14 protein-coding genes are annotated in these 15,755 nt (G+C 46.9%); 6 read left to right on the top strand and 8 right to left on the bottom strand.

All coding sequences use genetic code 11. The annotated features are described in order from the left end of the window. The first annotated feature begins 6 nt into the window (after positions 1 to 6). The 3 genes from cysM to QJR74_RS09845 all read left to right on the top strand — a co-directional run bounded on the left by cysM (position 7) and on the right by QJR74_RS09845 (position 2,990). Complete coding sequence (gene cysM, locus QJR74_RS09855; RefSeq protein WP_304371696.1) at positions 7 to 906, top strand: cysteine synthase CysM; 900 nt, start codon at positions 7 to 9, stop codon at positions 904 to 906. 72 nt (positions 907 to 978) lie between these two features. After that, positions 979 to 1,659: a response regulator transcription factor gene (locus QJR74_RS09850; protein ID WP_304371695.1), complete on the top strand. Its 681-nt coding sequence runs from the start codon at positions 979 to 981 to the stop codon at positions 1,657 to 1,659. After that, positions 1,656 to 2,990 carry an ATP-binding protein gene (locus QJR74_RS09845; RefSeq protein ID WP_304371694.1) on the top strand — a complete coding sequence of 445 codons (1,335 nt, stop codon included), beginning with the start codon at positions 1,656 to 1,658 and terminating at the stop codon, positions 2,988 to 2,990. Before QJR74_RS09850 ends, QJR74_RS09845 begins: the two co-directional genes overlap by 4 nt. Positions 2,991 to 3,024: 34 nt before the next feature. On the opposite strand, the gene crr is transcribed toward QJR74_RS09845, so the two are convergent. From crr to cysZ, 5 genes are all read right to left on the bottom strand, one after another. Further along, positions 3,025 to 3,528: a PTS glucose transporter subunit IIA gene (gene crr, locus QJR74_RS09840; RefSeq protein ID WP_304371693.1), complete on the bottom strand. Its 504-nt coding sequence runs from the start codon at positions 3,526 to 3,528 to the stop codon at positions 3,025 to 3,027. A 41-nt stretch (positions 3,529 to 3,569) separates the two neighbouring features. Further along, entirely contained in the window at positions 3,570 to 5,297 is a 1,728-nt protein-coding gene (ptsI, locus tag QJR74_RS09835) for a phosphoenolpyruvate-protein phosphotransferase PtsI (protein WP_304371692.1), read from the bottom strand. A gap of 135 nt (positions 5,298 to 5,432) precedes the next feature. Further along, on the bottom strand, positions 5,433 to 5,690 hold the full coding sequence (gene ptsH, locus QJR74_RS09830) for a phosphocarrier protein Hpr (RefSeq protein WP_062812147.1): 258 nt from the start codon (positions 5,688 to 5,690) through the stop codon (positions 5,433 to 5,435). A 324-nt stretch (positions 5,691 to 6,014) separates the two neighbouring features. Continuing rightward, positions 6,015 to 6,983, bottom strand: coding sequence for a cysteine synthase A (gene cysK / locus QJR74_RS09825; protein ID WP_304371691.1), 969 nt, complete (start codon positions 6,981 to 6,983; stop codon positions 6,015 to 6,017). A gap of 105 nt (positions 6,984 to 7,088) precedes the next feature. Next, complete coding sequence (gene cysZ / locus QJR74_RS09820; RefSeq protein WP_441007606.1) at positions 7,089 to 7,856, bottom strand: sulfate transporter CysZ; 768 nt, start codon at positions 7,854 to 7,856, stop codon at positions 7,089 to 7,091. A gap of 215 nt (positions 7,857 to 8,071) precedes the next feature. On the opposite strand from cysZ, the gene zipA reads away from it, so the two are divergent. From zipA to QJR74_RS09805, 3 genes are all read left to right on the top strand, one after another. Next, positions 8,072 to 9,073, top strand: a complete 1,002-nt coding sequence (gene zipA / locus QJR74_RS09815) for a cell division protein ZipA (protein WP_304371690.1) — start codon at positions 8,072 to 8,074, stop codon at positions 9,071 to 9,073. A 61-nt stretch (positions 9,074 to 9,134) separates the two neighbouring features. Then, on the top strand, positions 9,135 to 11,147 hold the full coding sequence (ligA, locus tag QJR74_RS09810; protein WP_304371689.1) for an NAD-dependent DNA ligase LigA: 2,013 nt from the start codon (positions 9,135 to 9,137) through the stop codon (positions 11,145 to 11,147). Continuing rightward, positions 11,147 to 11,362, top strand: a complete 216-nt coding sequence (locus tag QJR74_RS09805; protein WP_304371688.1) for a DUF3820 family protein — start codon at positions 11,147 to 11,149, stop codon at positions 11,360 to 11,362. The genes ligA and QJR74_RS09805 overlap by 1 nt, the downstream gene beginning before the upstream one ends. 32 nt (positions 11,363 to 11,394) lie before the next feature. On the opposite strand, the gene QJR74_RS09800 is transcribed toward QJR74_RS09805, so the two are convergent. The 3 genes from QJR74_RS09800 to QJR74_RS09790 are packed head-to-tail and all read right to left on the bottom strand — an operon-like array spanning position 11,395 to position 15,631. Further along, on the bottom strand, positions 11,395 to 12,927 hold the full coding sequence (locus tag QJR74_RS09800; protein ID WP_304371687.1) for an efflux transporter outer membrane subunit: 1,533 nt from the start codon (positions 12,925 to 12,927) through the stop codon (positions 11,395 to 11,397). Further along, complete coding sequence (locus QJR74_RS09795; protein ID WP_304371686.1) at positions 12,928 to 14,499, bottom strand: DHA2 family efflux MFS transporter permease subunit; 1,572 nt, start codon at positions 14,497 to 14,499, stop codon at positions 12,928 to 12,930. Then, complete coding sequence (locus tag QJR74_RS09790; protein WP_304371685.1) at positions 14,492 to 15,631, bottom strand: HlyD family secretion protein; 1,140 nt, start codon at positions 15,629 to 15,631, stop codon at positions 14,492 to 14,494. The genes QJR74_RS09795 and QJR74_RS09790 overlap by 8 nt, the downstream gene beginning before the upstream one ends. Positions 15,632 to 15,755: the final 124 nt, after the last annotated feature.

Raw genomic sequence — 15,755 nt, 5'->3', positions numbered from 1 at the left:
AAAAATGTGACCACCCTAGAAAGTACGATAGGTAATACTCCCTTAGTTAAATTACAGCGTCTGCCTTCCGCCGGGGCGGGTGAGGTATGGGTGAAACTCGAAGGTAATAATCCCGCAGGGTCGGTCAAAGATCGCGCCGCGTGGTCGATGGTACGAAAGGCTGAACAACGTGGGCTGATTAAACCGGGCGATACTTTAATTGAAGCCACCAGTGGTAATACCGGTATTGCGCTGGCGATGATTTGTGCAGTATTGGGCTATAAGCTGAAACTATTGATGCCCGATAATATGAGTACCGAACGGCAAGCCGCAATGCAGGCCTATGGGGCAGAATTAATTCTGGTCGACCAAGCTCAGGGAATGGAGTATGCGCGAGATTACGCACAAATTTTAGCGGCACAAGGTGTGGGTATCGTTCTCGATCAATTTAATAACCCCGATAATGCGCTAGCCCATTACCAGACCACTGGTCCCGAAATTTGGCAACAGACTGAAGGTCGGATTACCCACTTTGTTTCCAGTATGGGGACAACGGGCACTATCAGCGGCACCGGTCGTTATCTTAAGCAGCAAAATACCGCGATCCAAGTCGTTGGCTTACAACCTGAGGCAGGAAGTCAGATTGCGGGTATCCGCCATTGGCAAGAGGCTTACCAGCCGACAATCTATCAGCCACAATGGGTCGATGACATTGTGATGATGACGCAAGAGCGGGCGGAGAATTCGACACGCGCGCTGGCACAGCAAGAAGGGATCTTCTGTGGGATAAGTTCTGGGGCCGCGGTATCGGCGGCGTTAAGTCTTGCCGACGCGCATCCTGAGCGGGTAGTGGTCGCCATAGTCTGTGATCGCGGTGACCGTTATCTTTCAACGGGGGTATTCAATGGAACGGCCGTTAAAGCGTAATAATTGTGTAAAACTAACAGAATCTCTCACCAAAAGACGTCATGATAAGTAAAGTGAGTTAGAGGCCTGAATATGAAAATTTTATTAGTTGAAGACGATCAAGAGTTAGGACAGATGCTCAGCCAGTACTTGGTGGGTGAAGGGATGAATACCGATGTCATTACCCATGGCAAACGGGCTTTAGAAGCGATCAACCAGTCGCATTATGACGCGATGATCTTGGATATTATGCTGCCGGATATCAGTGGCATTGAAGTATTGCGTCAGGTACGCCAGCACCATCGATTACCCATCATTATGCTTACCGCGAAGGGCGAAAATATCGACCGAGTGATAGGTTTAGAGATGGGGGCGGATGATTATATGCCTAAGCCCTGTTATCCACGGGAGCTGGTCGCGCGCTTACGTTCGGTGATGCGTCGTTTTGAAGAGATACCTGTCACCCCTAACGATAACCAACCGCTAGTCCTTAAAGAGCTTGTGCTCAATCCAGCGATGCGTTCAGTGACCTGGCAGAAGCAACCGATCGATCTTACGGCATCTGAGTTTAACCTGCTCGAACTGTTATTAGTGGCAGGGGACCGCGTAGTATCCAAAGATGAATTGTCAGAGAAAGCCTTAGGTCGTACGCGCGAAGCTTACGACCGCAGCGTCGATGTACATATTAGTAATATTCGTCAGAAGATCGCAAAAACCACTAACGACCAAGTCTTTATCGAAACCGTACGCAGTATTGGTTACAAAATTCGATGAATCAACGTTATCCGAGGCGATTATTCACCAAGATGTTGGTGGCTTTTCTATTTGTTTTTCTGCTGATAAGCCAAGTCATCTGGTTAGGATTTTCGCTCTTTACCCATGATGATGGCTCGCCATTCGCCAGACAACAGCGTAGTTTACAGCAAGTTCAACTGGCATCGATTGGCGGGTTATTAGCACATTCAGCCGGTCCTGAAGGGGTAAAAGCGTTGGTCGATAGCTGGGAACCAGAAGTGAGGCCGCAGCTAACGATCTCCCCGGTAGCAAGTAATGAATCTGATCTCAACGCAGCAGGGCGCGGCGTTCCAACGGTTATCAGCCAGCAAAGTAGAGATAATAGGGGGCAGCCTTATCTTATTAAGTTGGATTACAGTGGATTAGAGCGGTTCGATGAGAGGAATCACCGTTCGTGGCATGATTCATTACATATTCCAACTCCGATCATGTTTTTCGCTCCTTGCCTTGGCATCTTCTTCAGCTTACTTTTAGCATGGAATATGACTCGACCGATAAGACAATTACGGGAAGGCTTTGCTCAAGTTTCACGTGGGAATCTCTCTGTGCGATTATTTCCCGCTATGAAACGGCGATATGACGAGTTATCGATTGTGGCGAAAGACTTTGACGCGATGGTCGAACGCATTGATGTGCTAGTCAAAGCTCGCGAAGCACTGCTGCATGATATTTCTCATGAGCTACGCACGCCATTAGCCAGGGTACAGCTTGCGGTAGGATTGGCTCGACAAAGTGAGTTGAATATCCCCCAATCCCTCGATCGTATCGATCTTGAAACCGAGCGGCTTGATAAGATGATTGGTGAACTACTGACCTTATCGCGCGCGGAACATGACGGTATTGATATTGAACAGTATTTCGATTTTATCGCGCTACTGGAAGCGATATTGGTTGATGTGCGTTACGAAGCTCAGCAGCCGCAAGTTGATGTAGTTGCTCACTACGATAGCCTTAAGTCAGTAACGGTTCGTGGAAATGCAGAGCTTATTCGGCGTGCAATAGAGAACGTACTCCGTAATGCTTTACGTTATTCATCGCAAGGGCAGGTGATTGTGGTGAAACTAGAGGTTGATCGCGATACGTTACTGCTAACGATTTGTGATAATGGGCCAGGCGTGGCTGAGGAAAAAATTTCGAGTATTTTTGATCCTTTTGTTCGCTTACAATCTTCGCTCTCTGGTAAGGGTTACGGATTAGGCTTAGCAATCGTGCGTAAAGTGATCACCGCCCATCATGGACAAGTGTCGGCATCGAACCGTCAAGAAGGTGGATTGAAAATCTCAATACGCTTACCACGATGGCCAGAGTAAAAAAAAGCTCATCCTAGGATGAGCTTTTTTATGACTATTTTTGGATTCGCATAATCGGTGTTTCGCCGACCGTGACCTGTCCTGAGAGTTTCGATAAGGACTTGATTTCGTCCATATTCGAAATCACCACAGGCGTTAAGGTTGATTTCGCTTTTTCCTCAAGGAAGGCAAGATCGAATTCGATGATAGGATCACCTTTCTTCACTTTTTGTCCTTCCTCTGCGAGACGCTTGAAGCCCTCGCCTTTTAACTCAACCGTATCGATACCGAAGTGTACGAAGAGTTCAATGCCGTTATCCGACTCGATAGAGAAGGCGTGGTTGGTTTCGAAAATTTTACCAATAGTGCCCTCAACAGGCGCCACAATTTGGTTACCATTAGGACGAATAGCAATACCATCGCCAACGATTTTTTCTGCGAAAACTACGTCCGGTACATCTTCGATATTGACAATTTCGCCTGAAAGCGGCGCAACAATTTCAATGTTGCTTGAATCGCTATCCGATTTGTCGCCAAAAAGTTTAGAAAACAATCCCATGATCTTCTCCTAAGCAATAACGTCGAAACACTTATGATAAGTTAGCAAAGTGTTTTTTCTTTAATAAACTTATCAACAATATTCGTTAACTCTTCAGCGGTAGGTTGCGCAAGGGCTTCAGCAGCTAAAGCTTTAACGTCTTCGTAGTTAGTGTTACGAATAATTTTTTTAATTCTAGGGATAGAAATAGAACTCATACTAAACTCATCTAGTCCCATGCCTAATAGTAATAGTGTAGCACGTTCATCGCCAGCTAACTCACCACACATCCCCGTCCATTTTCCAACAGCGTGAGATGCGTCAATAACTTGCTTGATTAACAACAGTACTGAAGGGCTCATTGGGTTATATAAATGGGAGATACGGTCATTACCGCGGTCGACTGCCAAGGTGTACTGCGTCAGATCATTAGTACCGATACTGAAGAAATCGACTTCTTTCGCTAAGTGATGGGCAATTGCCGCTGACGCAGGCGTTTCGACCATAATACCGACTTCAATCCCTTGGTCGAATGCTTTCCCTTCTTCGGTCAACTGTGCTTTTAACGTATCGAGTTCTGCTTTTAAGATACGAACTTCTTCGACGGAGATAATCATCGGGAACATAATGCGAAGCTTACCGAACGCTGAGGCGCGCAGTATCGCCCGGAGCTGTGCGTGAAGAATTTCTTTACGATCCATACCAATACGGATCGCACGCCAACCTAAGAAGGGGTTATCCTCTTTAGGAAGGTTCATATAAGGCAGATCTTTATCACCGCCGATATCCATGGTACGGATAATGACAGCTTGCGCTCCGACGGCTTCAGCAACGGCCTTATAGGCTTCAAATTGTTCTTGTTCGGAGGGAAGCGATTCACGGTCCATAAACAAGAATTCTGTACGATAGAGTCCGACACCTTCAGCGCCATTACGTTCAGCACCGGCCACGTCACGTACCGTACCAATGTTGGCACAGACCTCGACATGGTGACCATCTAGCGTAATGGCCGGAAGATCTTTAAGTTTGGCCATCTCGTGCTTTTCGTCTAGCCATGACGTTTGGATTTCACGAAGTTCAGTGATTTCCTCTTCAGAAGGATTAATCAGCACTTGGTTATTAACGGCATCAAGAATCAGAAAGTCACCGTTTTTTACCGATTGGGTAATATTACCAATGCCGACAATGGCGGGTAGCTCCAAAGAGCGCGCCATAATCGAGGTATGTGAGGTTCTACCACCTAAATCGGTGATAAAGCCTAATACCTTCTCAAGATTAAGCTGTGCGGTTTCGGAAGGTGTCAGGTCTTTTGCTACCAAAATTGATTCTTCAGCAATCGCGCTGAGGTCAACAATGGTCAGACCAAGAATATTTTGCAGTAGACGCTTACCGATATCACGTACATCTGCTGCACGTTCTTTAAGGTACTCATCGTCTAATTCTTCTAAAGCCGAGGCTTGGTCTTCGATAACAGCATGAACCGCTGCATCAGCAGTTTGGTGATTTTTACGGATAAGATCGATGATTTCTTGTTCGAGTTCTTCATCTTCCAGCAGCATAATATGCCCTTCGAAGATAGCCTCTTTCTCAGTACCAAAGGTTTCGCCTGCTTTTGTTTTAATAGTCTCTAACTGCGCAGAGGCTTTCTGGCGGCTTTCAAGAAAACGATTAATTTCTTGATCAACTTGGCTTGGATCGATTTTATGGCTATTGATGACAATGTCATCTTCTTTCAGAAGGAGTGCTTTACCGAATGCAATACCGGGTGACGCAGGGATACCAGAAATCATAATCTTACCTTTAAATCAACGATGCTTAAGTGTAAATACTGGAAGTAAGCGCCCAAGTGTAGCGGCTCAATAGAGCCATTGAGTGTAAAGCTACGCTTGACCAATAATCAATGGGCTTATTGTATTGCGGGCCAATTATTCGAGCTCAGCCATTAATTTAACTAAATGTTCAATCGCTTGTTGCTCATCTTCACCTTCTGCGCTGAGCGTGACCACGGTTCCTTGGGTTAAGCCTAAAGTTTGTAATTTAAAGAGGCTCTTAGCGCTGGCGGTTTTACCCTGAGAAGTGACAGTGATATCAGACTGAAACCCTTTAGCTTCTTTTACGAATTGTGCAGCGGGACGGGTGTGTAAACCATTCGGTGCAGTGATTGTTACTTCTTGCTGAAACATATTTTTCCCCAAGCTAATCAAAAGGTTTATGACTTAATGTGATGATACAAATATTATGGCCTATCGAACCTGCTAAGATGAAGATCCAACTAAAAGTTATACTTCAATTACGACGATAACCCTACCGTTTTTGCAATGTGATGTTGATCAAAAGCAACAAATTGAGAGCATTATTTTTTGGCACAAAATAAATCTCATCGTTGATACCAGAATCGGGGGGAGTAAAGCAAATATGAACCAAGCAAAAATGAGATCTACTGCACAAAAAAAGCACCCGTAGGTGCTTTTTATAAACAGCTTTTTTAAAAGCAAGAAGAAAGTTTATTAACTGTTCTCTTTTTCTGTGAACAAGTCGGCAAATAAGGCTGTTGATAGGTAACGCTCGCCAGAAGAAGGAAGGATTACAACGATATTTTTATCGGCGAACTCTGGCTCTTGTTGTAGTTTTAGTGCTGCCGCGACCGCAGCGCCTGATGAGATACCCGCTAAAATCCCTTCAGACTCCATTAAATTACGGGCAGTCGTAATGGATTCATCATTAGTGATGGTCATAACGCGATCAACCAAACTTAGATCCAAATTATCAGGCACAAAGCCAGCACCGATCCCTTGTATTTTATGGGGACCTGGTACGACTTCTTCGCCTGCAAGGGTTTGTGAAATCACCGGAGAATCTGTCGGTTCAACCGCTACCGCATACAAACTGGTCTTACCTTGCGTCTGTTTTAAGTAGCGAGCGGTGCCGGTTAGGGTTCCGCCTGTGCCTACACCCGCAATGAGCACATCCACTTCGCCGTCAGTATCTTCCCAGATTTCTGGGCCTGTGGTTTTTTCATGGATAGCTGGGTTAGCAGGGTTACTGAATTGCTGCAGCATCAAATACTTTGCAGGGTTACTGGCGACAATTTCTTCGGCTTTACCAATAGCGCCTTTCATTCCTTTTGCGCCTTCAGTTAAGACTAAGTTTGCACCTAAGGCTTTGAGTAGTTTACGACGTTCCACTGACATGGTATCAGGCATGGTCAGCGTCAATTTATAGCCGCGGGCAGCTGCCACATAGGCAAGGGCAATACCTGTATTACCGCTAGTCGGTTCGACCAGTTCGACGCCCGCTTTTAATAACCCTTTTTCTTCGGCATCCCAAATCATATTTGCGCCGATTCGGCATTTCACGCTAAAGCTTGGATTACGTGACTCAACCTTAGCAAGAATACGCCCATTACCGAGGCGATTTAACCTGACTAAAGGCGTGTGGCCAATTGTTAACGAGTTATCTTCGTAAATCTTACTCATATCCTTTCCTTAACTCTTTGAATTTTGGGGAACCTAGTGAGAATACGCTTTATACGGTCGCCGTGAAGTGACGAAATGATATATCGATATGTCAGAGTGCAATAACTAAGGGTTCTTATCATTGGTTAATGTTTGACGATAGCGGTCAACCCACAGTGCAGTAGCACCGCAGACGGCAATAGGCATAACGACCAAATTAATGATAGGCACCATAGTCAATATGCTAATCAACCCACCAAATTCTAGATTAATTTTGCGATCACGGGCAAGATTTCGCCGCATAGTCTCGAAAGGGACTTTGTGGTTATCAAAAGGATAATCGCCATACTGAATGGCCATCATCCAAGCGCCAAAAACAAACCATAGCAGGGGGGCCAACAGTTGACCTATTCCTGGAATAAAATGGATAAGGAGTAAGCCCACCGCACGAGGTAAGTAATAACAGAGCTTTAACCATTCTCGTTTCATGATTCTAGGGAGGTCGGCAACAAGAGACCACCAACTTATATTATCAGGGGAATGGCCCGTTAAGCGCTGTTCGAGTTGTTCTGCCAATAATCCAAAGAAGGGGGCGGCAATCCAATTAGCGAGGGTGGAAAAGAAATAGCCGAAGATCAGCACAATGGACATCACAGCGAGTGGCCAAAGTATGAAGTTCAACCACGCTAGCCAATGGGGAACATAGCTCATCAGCTGGGGAATCCATTGATGAAGCTTAGTAAATAACCAATAAAAGGCACCGCCAAGTAACAGAATGTTAATCAACAGTGGAACGATGACATAACTGCGTATGCCGGGTAAGCAAACGAGATGGCACCCTATTTTGACATAGGTAAAACCCGAAGAGGGGAGAGGCTGTTGACGTTGTGTCATATCCTATTACTCATCATTATAATTACCTTCTCATAGTAACGTTTTTTTTGTATCGGCGTAGGTATTGGTGCTGTAAAATTAATCAATCGCACCAGATTAGTGATATTATTCAAGATAATTGGCAGTGTATGCTTGCACTTATTCGCGCTGACCAATACATTTAGTGGTATATAGGTGCCTTTTTTAGGCAAAGTGTTTGAACAACAGAGAATATAGTGATGCAGGATTTGCGTCTGATCTTAATAGTTGTTGGTGCTATCGCGATTATCGCGTTATTGGCGCACGGTTTATGGACTAATCGTAAAGAAAGGTCTAGCGTTTTCCGTGATCGTCCTCATAAGCACGTCATGCAACGTCGTAATGAAAGTTTCGACGAAGATGAAGTCACGGACCCTGCTCAGGAAAAAACGCCTGTTCAGACTCCACGACCTTCCATCCCTCGTGACACTGCACCGGCTCAACCTCAACCAAGTGCCAATGTCGCTGAAAAACCTTCTGAACCCCAACAACCGACCCCAGTGAAGAGTCACTCTTTACGTGATGGGATCTCTCTGCAAGGCGATCCGTTACTGGGACCTGAAGACATCGAGCAAAAACCCTCAACACCGCCTGCATCGACTCATGTTGAAGCGGTAGCTGAATCTACACCAGTTCCTCAGCAGGTGGCTCCGGCCAGTCAAGTGGCACCACAGCCTGAGGAAAATACTGCACCTAAGCCGACGGAGCCAGTACCGGCAGCTTCCGCTCAGCCTGTAGCCGAACCTGAGAAGAGCAAGCCAACTTCTACTGAAAAACCTTTAACTGAAACCGTGCTGGTGTTCCATGTTGCGGCACACGCGGGTAGCGAATTAAATGGTGAGCCGTTGCTTCAGGCTATTTTGCAAGCCGGTTTTCAATTTGGTGAGATGAATATCTTCCATCGCCACCTTAGCCCGACCGGAAGCGGCCCTGTGCTCTTTAGTTTAGCGAATAGCGTCAAGCCGGGCTCTTTTGATCCCGATACAATGTCTGACTTCACCACCCCAAGTGTTTCTATCTTTATGATGGTCCCTTGTTATGGCGATGCGCTACAGAATTTCAAATTGATGCTTCAATCTGCACAACGTATTGCCGATGATGTTGGTGGCGTTGTTATGGATGATGAGCGTCATATGTTGACTCCGCAGAAAGTGGAAGTCTATAAAGCTCGAATTCGTGAAGTGATCAGCCACTCATAACTTATCGCTTCTGTCAGACTATCAACCCCCGCCTGTCGGGGGTTTTTTATCATGGTGCATTATGGCTAGCCTCCAACAACAGGTAGACCGCTTACGTCGGGAACTTCGTCATCACGAATATCAATATCATGTCTTAGACGCTCCGGAAGTGCCCGATGCGGAATATGACCGGTTAATGCAGCAGCTACGCCAGATCGAGTCCGAGTATCCTGAATTAGTGACGAGCGATTCGCCGACCCAACGGGTGGGCGCACGCCCTTTAAGTGCTTTCGAATCGGTCCAACATGAAGTCCCTATGCTTTCTCTGGATAACGTGTTTGATGAAACCAGTTTTTTGGCTTTTATCCGCCGCGTAAATGAGCGGTTGTCGGGTACCAGTGATATCGATTATTGCTGCGAATTAAAACTGGATGGGCTGGCGGTTAGCCTACTATACGAAGAGGGGATCCTGACCCGTGCCGCAACCCGTGGGGATGGTGCGACAGGTGAAAACATCACTCAAAATATTCGAACTATCAAGTCTATCCCGCTCTCGCTGACGGGGGATAATATTCCTCGTCGTTTGGAAGTGAGAGGGGAAGTTTTTATGCGGCAGAAAGGGTTTGAATCGCTGAATGAAAAAGCACGGCAAAAGGGCGGCAAAGTCTTTGCTAATCCGCGTAATGCCGCTGCAGGCTCATTACGCCAGCTCGATTCTAGTATCACTGAGCAGCGCCCGCTGAGTTTCTATTGCTACGGTATCGGCGTCCATGAAGGGGGGACACTTGCTCAAAGTCATTATGAGCGGTTAGTTCAGCTACGAGAGTGGGGATTGCCCATGGAGCCGCATGTCACCATCTGCCAATCTGCCGATCAAGTGTTGGCATTTTACCATCGAGTAATTGAGCAACGTGAACAACTTGGTTTCGATATTGATGGGGTGGTGATTAAAGTTAATGCCTTAGCTCAGCAACAGCAGTTGGGCTTTGTCGCCCGTGCACCACGCTGGGCGACAGCATTTAAATTTCCAGCGCAAGAACAAATGACTCAAGTTCGTGACGTCGAGTTTCAAGTCGGACGTACAGGAGCAATTACTCCTGTCGCGCGTTTAGAGCCGGTACAAGTCGCGGGAGTATGGGTCAGTAATGCCACCTTACACAACGCCGACGAGGTGGAACGTCTAGGATTGAAAATCGGCGATCATGTGGTGGTAAGACGGGCTGGAGATGTGATTCCGCAAATCGTCAGTGTGATCATCGCAGAGCGGCCTAGCGATGCTCGGGAAGTCACCTTTCCAAGTCACTGCCCAGTCTGTGGATCGGATACCGAGCGAGTGGAAGGCGAGGCAGTGTTACGCTGTACGGGTGGACTGATTTGTGGCGCTCAGCGTAAAGAGGCCTTAAAACATTTTGTTTCGCGTAAAGCGCTGGATGTCGATGGACTCGGCGATAAACTTATCGAGCAGCTGGTTGATAAAGAATACGTTGCGACGCCAGCGGACCTCTTTCGCTTAACCGCAGGTAAGTTGACCGGTTTGGAAAGAATGGGACCTAAATCGGCACAAAATATTATCCAGGCACTGGAGAAATCTCGTCAAACCACCCTAGCACGCTTTATCTATGCATTAGGTATTCGCGAGGTGGGCGAGGCAACGGCGCTCGCGTTAGCGACTCACTTTGTCACCTTAGAGGCGCTGATGGCTGCCTCAATGGATGATCTTATCGCAGTAGAGGATGTCGGCACGGTCGTGGCAACCCATATTCGTCATTTTATGGATGAAGAAAGTAATCGTGAAGTGATTCGCCAACTGGTCGATGAGGCACAGATTCATTGGCCCGCTGCAGTGGTCGCGCAGGCAACGGAGTCGCCCTTCAATGGTAAAACGGTAGTGCTTACCGGGACCTTGCACCAGATGACCCGTGACGAGGCAAAGGAGCAGTTATTACAACGCGGTGCCAAGGTAACAGGGAGTGTCTCGAAAAAGACGGATTTGTTGATTGCTGGCGAAGCGGCAGGCTCTAAACTCGAGAAAGCGCAGGCCTTAGAAATTGAGGTGATTGATGAACAACAACTTATTGCGATGTTGGCGTTGTAATGCCTGATAAAGAGCAATTAATAGAACTCGCGAATTGGCGAATGCCCTTCGGAAAATACCAGGGCAGGCGACTCATTGACTTGCCTGAGGAGTATCTGTTGTGGTTCGCTCGTAAAGAGGCCTTTCCTGAAGGGCACCTTGGTCAACTACTGCAACTCGCTTTAGCAATAAGGATCGAAGGGCTTGAGCATTTAGTCATGCCACTCAAAGTATAGCCCAGTCGCCCCGAGTAGGGGCGACTGCTGTTTTAGGGGTAAGAGACTCCGGATTTATCTACCTCACCGAAAACGGAATAATGAGGTAAGGCCACCGCAGATTGTTGTTCCCAGCCACCGCCGAGTGCTTTATAGAGTGCGACTAAATCTACCGCCGTTTGTGCTTGTGCTTGGATAGCGCGTTGTTCGGTTTGCGCCAACTGACGCTGTGCATCCAGTACGGTAATGTAAGTAATAAAGCCTTTCTTATAGTTTTCGGAAGCGAGTTGATAAGCGCGCTGTAAGGCGGCACGGGACTGTGTTAGTGCAGTATCTTGTTGTTGCCCAGTACGGTAACTGACTAGCGCATTCTCTACTTCTTGTAGAGCCGTTAAGACCGTTTGCCGGTAATTGAGCGCGGCGGCGGCTTGTTGTGCACGCGCTAATTTCACATTGGAAACAAGTCGGCCACCCTCAAAGATAGGTAGATTAATCCCTGGTCCAATACTATAAAAATGGCTACTCCAATTATCCATATAGCTGATATCACTGTTACGTACCCCCAATTGTCCTGTTAAGGAGATACTTGGGAAGAGTTGCGCCACTGATACACCAATATTTGCGGTTTGTGCATGTAGATTCGCTTCGGCGGCGCGAATATCCGGGCGACGACGGGTAAGTTGTGAAGGTACGCCGACAGCGACTAACTGGGGTAATTCCGGTAAGGGTTTAGATGCCGTCAGTTCGTTATCTAAGGATCCGGGTGGCTGACCAATCAGCACCGCTAGCGCATTTTTGGCTTGGGCGATTTGTGATTGATATTGCGGTAGCTGTGCCTGCAAAGCGGTTAATTGAGCGGTCGCACTTTCCACGTCACTACTCGGTGCTAGACCATTCTGCATCTGACTTTGTGTCAATGCTAGGCTCTGTTGGGCGATAGCGATTTGTTGGTTAAGTGAGGCTTCGGTAGCCTGTGCTGCACGCAGTTGGAAATAGGTACGTGTGACTTCTGCTTCGAGAGAGACCAAGGCATCATTATGTTGTTCAATCTGTTGCTGCTCGCTAGCACGCGCCATCTCTATTTGGCGTCGTGTTTTTCCCCATAGATCAAGCTCCCAGCTGGCATCAAATCCACCTTGGTAAAAATTGACACTCCCCGTCGCTTGATTGGCAATGTCACTTGGAATCGCATCGTAGATCCCTTGGGATTGCAGTTCTCCCTTTAACCCCAATTGTTGTCGAGAATATGACGCTTGACCATTTAAGGTGGGGAATAATCCCCCTTGCGCACTGGTGACTTGCTCACGAGCGCCTGAGATACGCAATACGCTTTGCTGTAAGCTTAAGTTTCCCTCTGTTGCCCGTTGGATCAAGCTATTAAGCTGCGGATCCTTAAAATTCTCCCACCAGTTCACTTGGGTATTGGTCATTAATGGGTGAGAGGCTTGATCTTTTTCACTCGCATGCCAAGTGCCAGTTAAGTGATTTTCAGGGGCATGATAATCAGGGCCAACCGCACAGCCGCTGAGGGCTATTATCAGCATCGGCAACATTAATCGCTGGGATTTCATGAGTTTTCCTTTCATTTAATGGCCTCCTGCGCTGCCTTCACTCTTCACGGGGGCGAGTAAAAGACAGAAGGGGATCATGATCAGGGCGATGATACACAGCCCAGTAAAGACATCGACATAGGCTAGGATACGAGCCTGGTTAATCATCTGTTTATAAAGTTGTGCCGTTGCCAGTTCAGTGCTGTTACCAATCAAAGTGGTAAAATTCTCTATTGCTGCGCTCATCTTTTGAACCATTTGTGAGAAGGGTTCATCGAATGCACTAGTATGATCGGAGAGATAGGCTGAACGTGCTTGTTGTCGCTCAGTGATCGCTGCGGTGGAGAGAGAAATACCAATTGAGCCCGCCACATTTCGGAACATGGTAAATAGCGCTGACGCATCTGCATTTAATTGCTGCGGAATAGTAATGAAGGCGATAGTGGTCAAGGGAACGAATAAGAATCCTAAGCCAATCGACTGTACACTACGCATAATGACCAATGAGGTGAAATCGAGGGTAGGGGTCATTTGGAAACTTGAGTACAGGAACGATCCCATTAAGCAAATAAAGCCGAACATAATGATAAAACGGGTTTGCACGATTGGCATTAATTTCAAAACTAATGGAATGGTTAAAATAATAAAGAAAGCACCTGGTGTCAGCACCAAACCAGCCAGTGTTGCGGTATAGCCCAAGTCCTGCTGAGCTAATTGGGGAATAACTACTGAGCTACCATATAAGATAAAAGCCATAGCGGCCATCAATAGTCCGGCCACCCAGAAGTTTCGGTCGCGCATCACTAAGATATCGACGACAGGTCGGCGAGCGTACATAAGCCAATAGATAGCGCCTACTAAGCCAACCGCGGCGAGTACTGCAAAGGTGATGATAAAGGAGGAGTTAAACCAGTCGGCATCTTCGCCCCGGTCTAAAAAGACCTGCAAACAGCCTAATCCCAGAGTAATAAGGCTGATCCCAATATAATCGATCCGTAACTGGCCTTTTTTTGCCTTACGTTCCCATGGGGGATCTTCAAGCAGTTGGTAGATGGCGATGGCCGCCATAATTCCGACGGGAATATTGATAAAGAAAATCCAACGCCAACTGAAGTTATCGGTGATCCACCCCCCTAAGGTAGGTCCGATTACCGGCGCGACAATGATAGCAATCGAAGAGAGTCCGAAAGCTTTGCCACGGTCTTGTTTACTAAAATAATCGAGTAATACCGACTGTTGAACGGGTTGCAAACCACCGCCGAAAAAGCCTTGTAGAATGCGAAACAGTATCAGTTGCCAAAGCTCTGTCGCGATACCACAGAGAAACGAGCAAAGGGTGAACATTACGACACAGATTAAGAAATAATTTTTACGTCCAAAAAGACGGCTTAAGAAGGCAGAGATAGGGAGGACTATACCATTCGCAACCAAATAGGACGTTAGCACCCAAGTCGCCTCATCATAGCTTGACGAGAGAGAGCCCGCGACATGGGGCAAAGCAACGTTGACGATAGTGGAGTCAAGTACCTCCATAAATACCGCCAAGGTAACAGTGAGGGCAACCAGCCAAGGATTGCAGCTCGGTTGCCAGCGTTGAGCTTCACTCATCGACATGAACCTCAGGCTCTACCGATAGGCCTAAAGGTAGAGGGTGCTGAGGGTCGAGCCCCTTATCGATGATAATTTTTACGGGAACGCGTTGCACAATTTTCACAAAGTTACCGGTGGCATTCTCAGCTGGAAACGCAGAGAAATGTGAACCTGAACCCATTTGAATACTGTCAACGTGCCCTTCTAATTTTAAGTCAGGCCATGCATCGACGCTTACCGTCACTTTATTGCCTGGATGCATATGTTCCAGCTGCGATTCTTTAAAATTGGCTGTTACCCAAATTTGTGGTGAAACTAATGAAAAAAGAGACGTTCCTGCTTGAACCAAACTACCGACTTGAACATTACGCTTAGTAACATAGCCATCGTAGGGCGCGCGAACTTCAGTGTAGGAGAGATTAAGCTTGGCGGTCGCCAGTTGCGCTTCAGCTTGAGCAACCTGCTGTTGACGAGCAGCAATAGCCGTTTCTTGTTGATGCAGTTGTAGTGGTACTTGAGAGGCTATTTCGACTTGAGCTTGCGCCTGTTGATAATCAGCTTGTGCAGCACGATATTGCGAAGTAGCACTATCTATATTGCTTTGTGTTGTCGCCCGCGGATCTACCCCATGCTGGCGTTGGTAGACTGACTCTGCATTCGCTAAATTTGCTTTTGCTTTGGCTTGGTCCGCTAGCGCTTGGTGTAATTGAGCAGGATATTGGACTTTTGCTAATTGATATTGTGCTTGCGCCTGTTGCAGCTGTGCTTGTGCACTCCCAAGTTGGGCTTGGGCTTGTTCACGTTGGACAGTGGCATCACGGGGATCTATCACGACGAGTAAATCGCCCTGATGTACAAATTGGTTATCTTTTACATTAAGATTAACGACGTATCCACTCGTTTTCGGAGCAATAGTGGCCGCGTTACCGTCGGTAAAGGCGTCATCAGTAGACTCTATTCCTCGGTTCATCAACCAGAAAACTAATGCGATACAGAGAATGATGATAACGACAATGGCTAAAATAATTAGGGGTTTTTTACCTGGACGTTGTCGCGGTGGCGCGTCGTTATTATCTTTTTCTTGTGAGGATGCATCGTGATCGTGGTCGGTTGCATCCTGTCCGCGGTCATCTCGCGTGTTATCTGTCATGGTATCTTCCATCCTAAAATTACCCGAAGGCGAAATCTTCAACGTTTACACGTTATGAGTGTAGATAAAATATGGCGAGTTGGCGTTAAGAATAGCGATAAAGTCTTCACCCAAGGTGATTCTC

The organism is Tatumella ptyseos (assembly GCF_030552895.1).
Classification (GTDB): Bacteria; Pseudomonadota; Gammaproteobacteria; order Enterobacterales; family Enterobacteriaceae; genus Rosenbergiella; species Rosenbergiella ptyseos_A.
This window is presented reverse-complemented; position numbering and strand designations above follow the sequence as displayed.

What these genes read in the sequence shown, in the direction of transcription:
- QJR74_RS09800 (WP_304371687.1), bottom strand. Translation starts at nt 12,927, where the DNA reads ATGAAAGGAAAACTCATGAAATCCCAGCGATTAATGTTGCCGATGCTG.
- ligA (WP_304371689.1), top strand. Translation starts at nt 9,135, where the DNA reads ATGGCTAGCCTCCAACAACAGGTAGACCGCTTACGTCGGGAACTTCGT.
- QJR74_RS09795 (WP_304371686.1), bottom strand. Translation starts at nt 14,499, where the DNA reads ATGAGTGAAGCTCAACGCTGGCAACCGAGCTGCAATCCTTGGCTGGTT.
- ptsH (WP_062812147.1), bottom strand. Translation starts at nt 5,690, where the DNA reads ATGTTTCAGCAAGAAGTAACAATCACTGCACCGAATGGTTTACACACC.
- crr (WP_304371693.1), bottom strand. Translation starts at nt 3,528, where the DNA reads ATGGGATTGTTTTCTAAACTTTTTGGCGACAAATCGGATAGCGATTCA.
- cysK (WP_304371691.1), bottom strand. Translation starts at nt 6,983, where the DNA reads ATGAGTAAGATTTACGAAGATAACTCGTTAACAATTGGCCACACGCCT.
- ptsI (WP_304371692.1), bottom strand. Translation starts at nt 5,297, where the DNA reads ATGATTTCTGGTATCCCTGCGTCACCCGGTATTGCATTCGGTAAAGCA.
- QJR74_RS09850 (WP_304371695.1), top strand. Translation starts at nt 979, where the DNA reads ATGAAAATTTTATTAGTTGAAGACGATCAAGAGTTAGGACAGATGCTC.
- QJR74_RS09845 (WP_304371694.1), top strand. Translation starts at nt 1,656, where the DNA reads ATGAATCAACGTTATCCGAGGCGATTATTCACCAAGATGTTGGTGGCT.
- QJR74_RS09805 (WP_304371688.1), top strand. Translation starts at nt 11,147, where the DNA reads ATGCCTGATAAAGAGCAATTAATAGAACTCGCGAATTGGCGAATGCCC.
- cysZ (WP_441007606.1), bottom strand. Translation starts at nt 7,856, where the DNA reads ATGACACAACGTCAACAGCCTCTCCCCTCTTCGGGTTTTACCTATGTC.
- QJR74_RS09790 (WP_304371685.1), bottom strand. Translation starts at nt 15,631, where the DNA reads ATGACAGATAACACGCGAGATGACCGCGGACAGGATGCAACCGACCAC.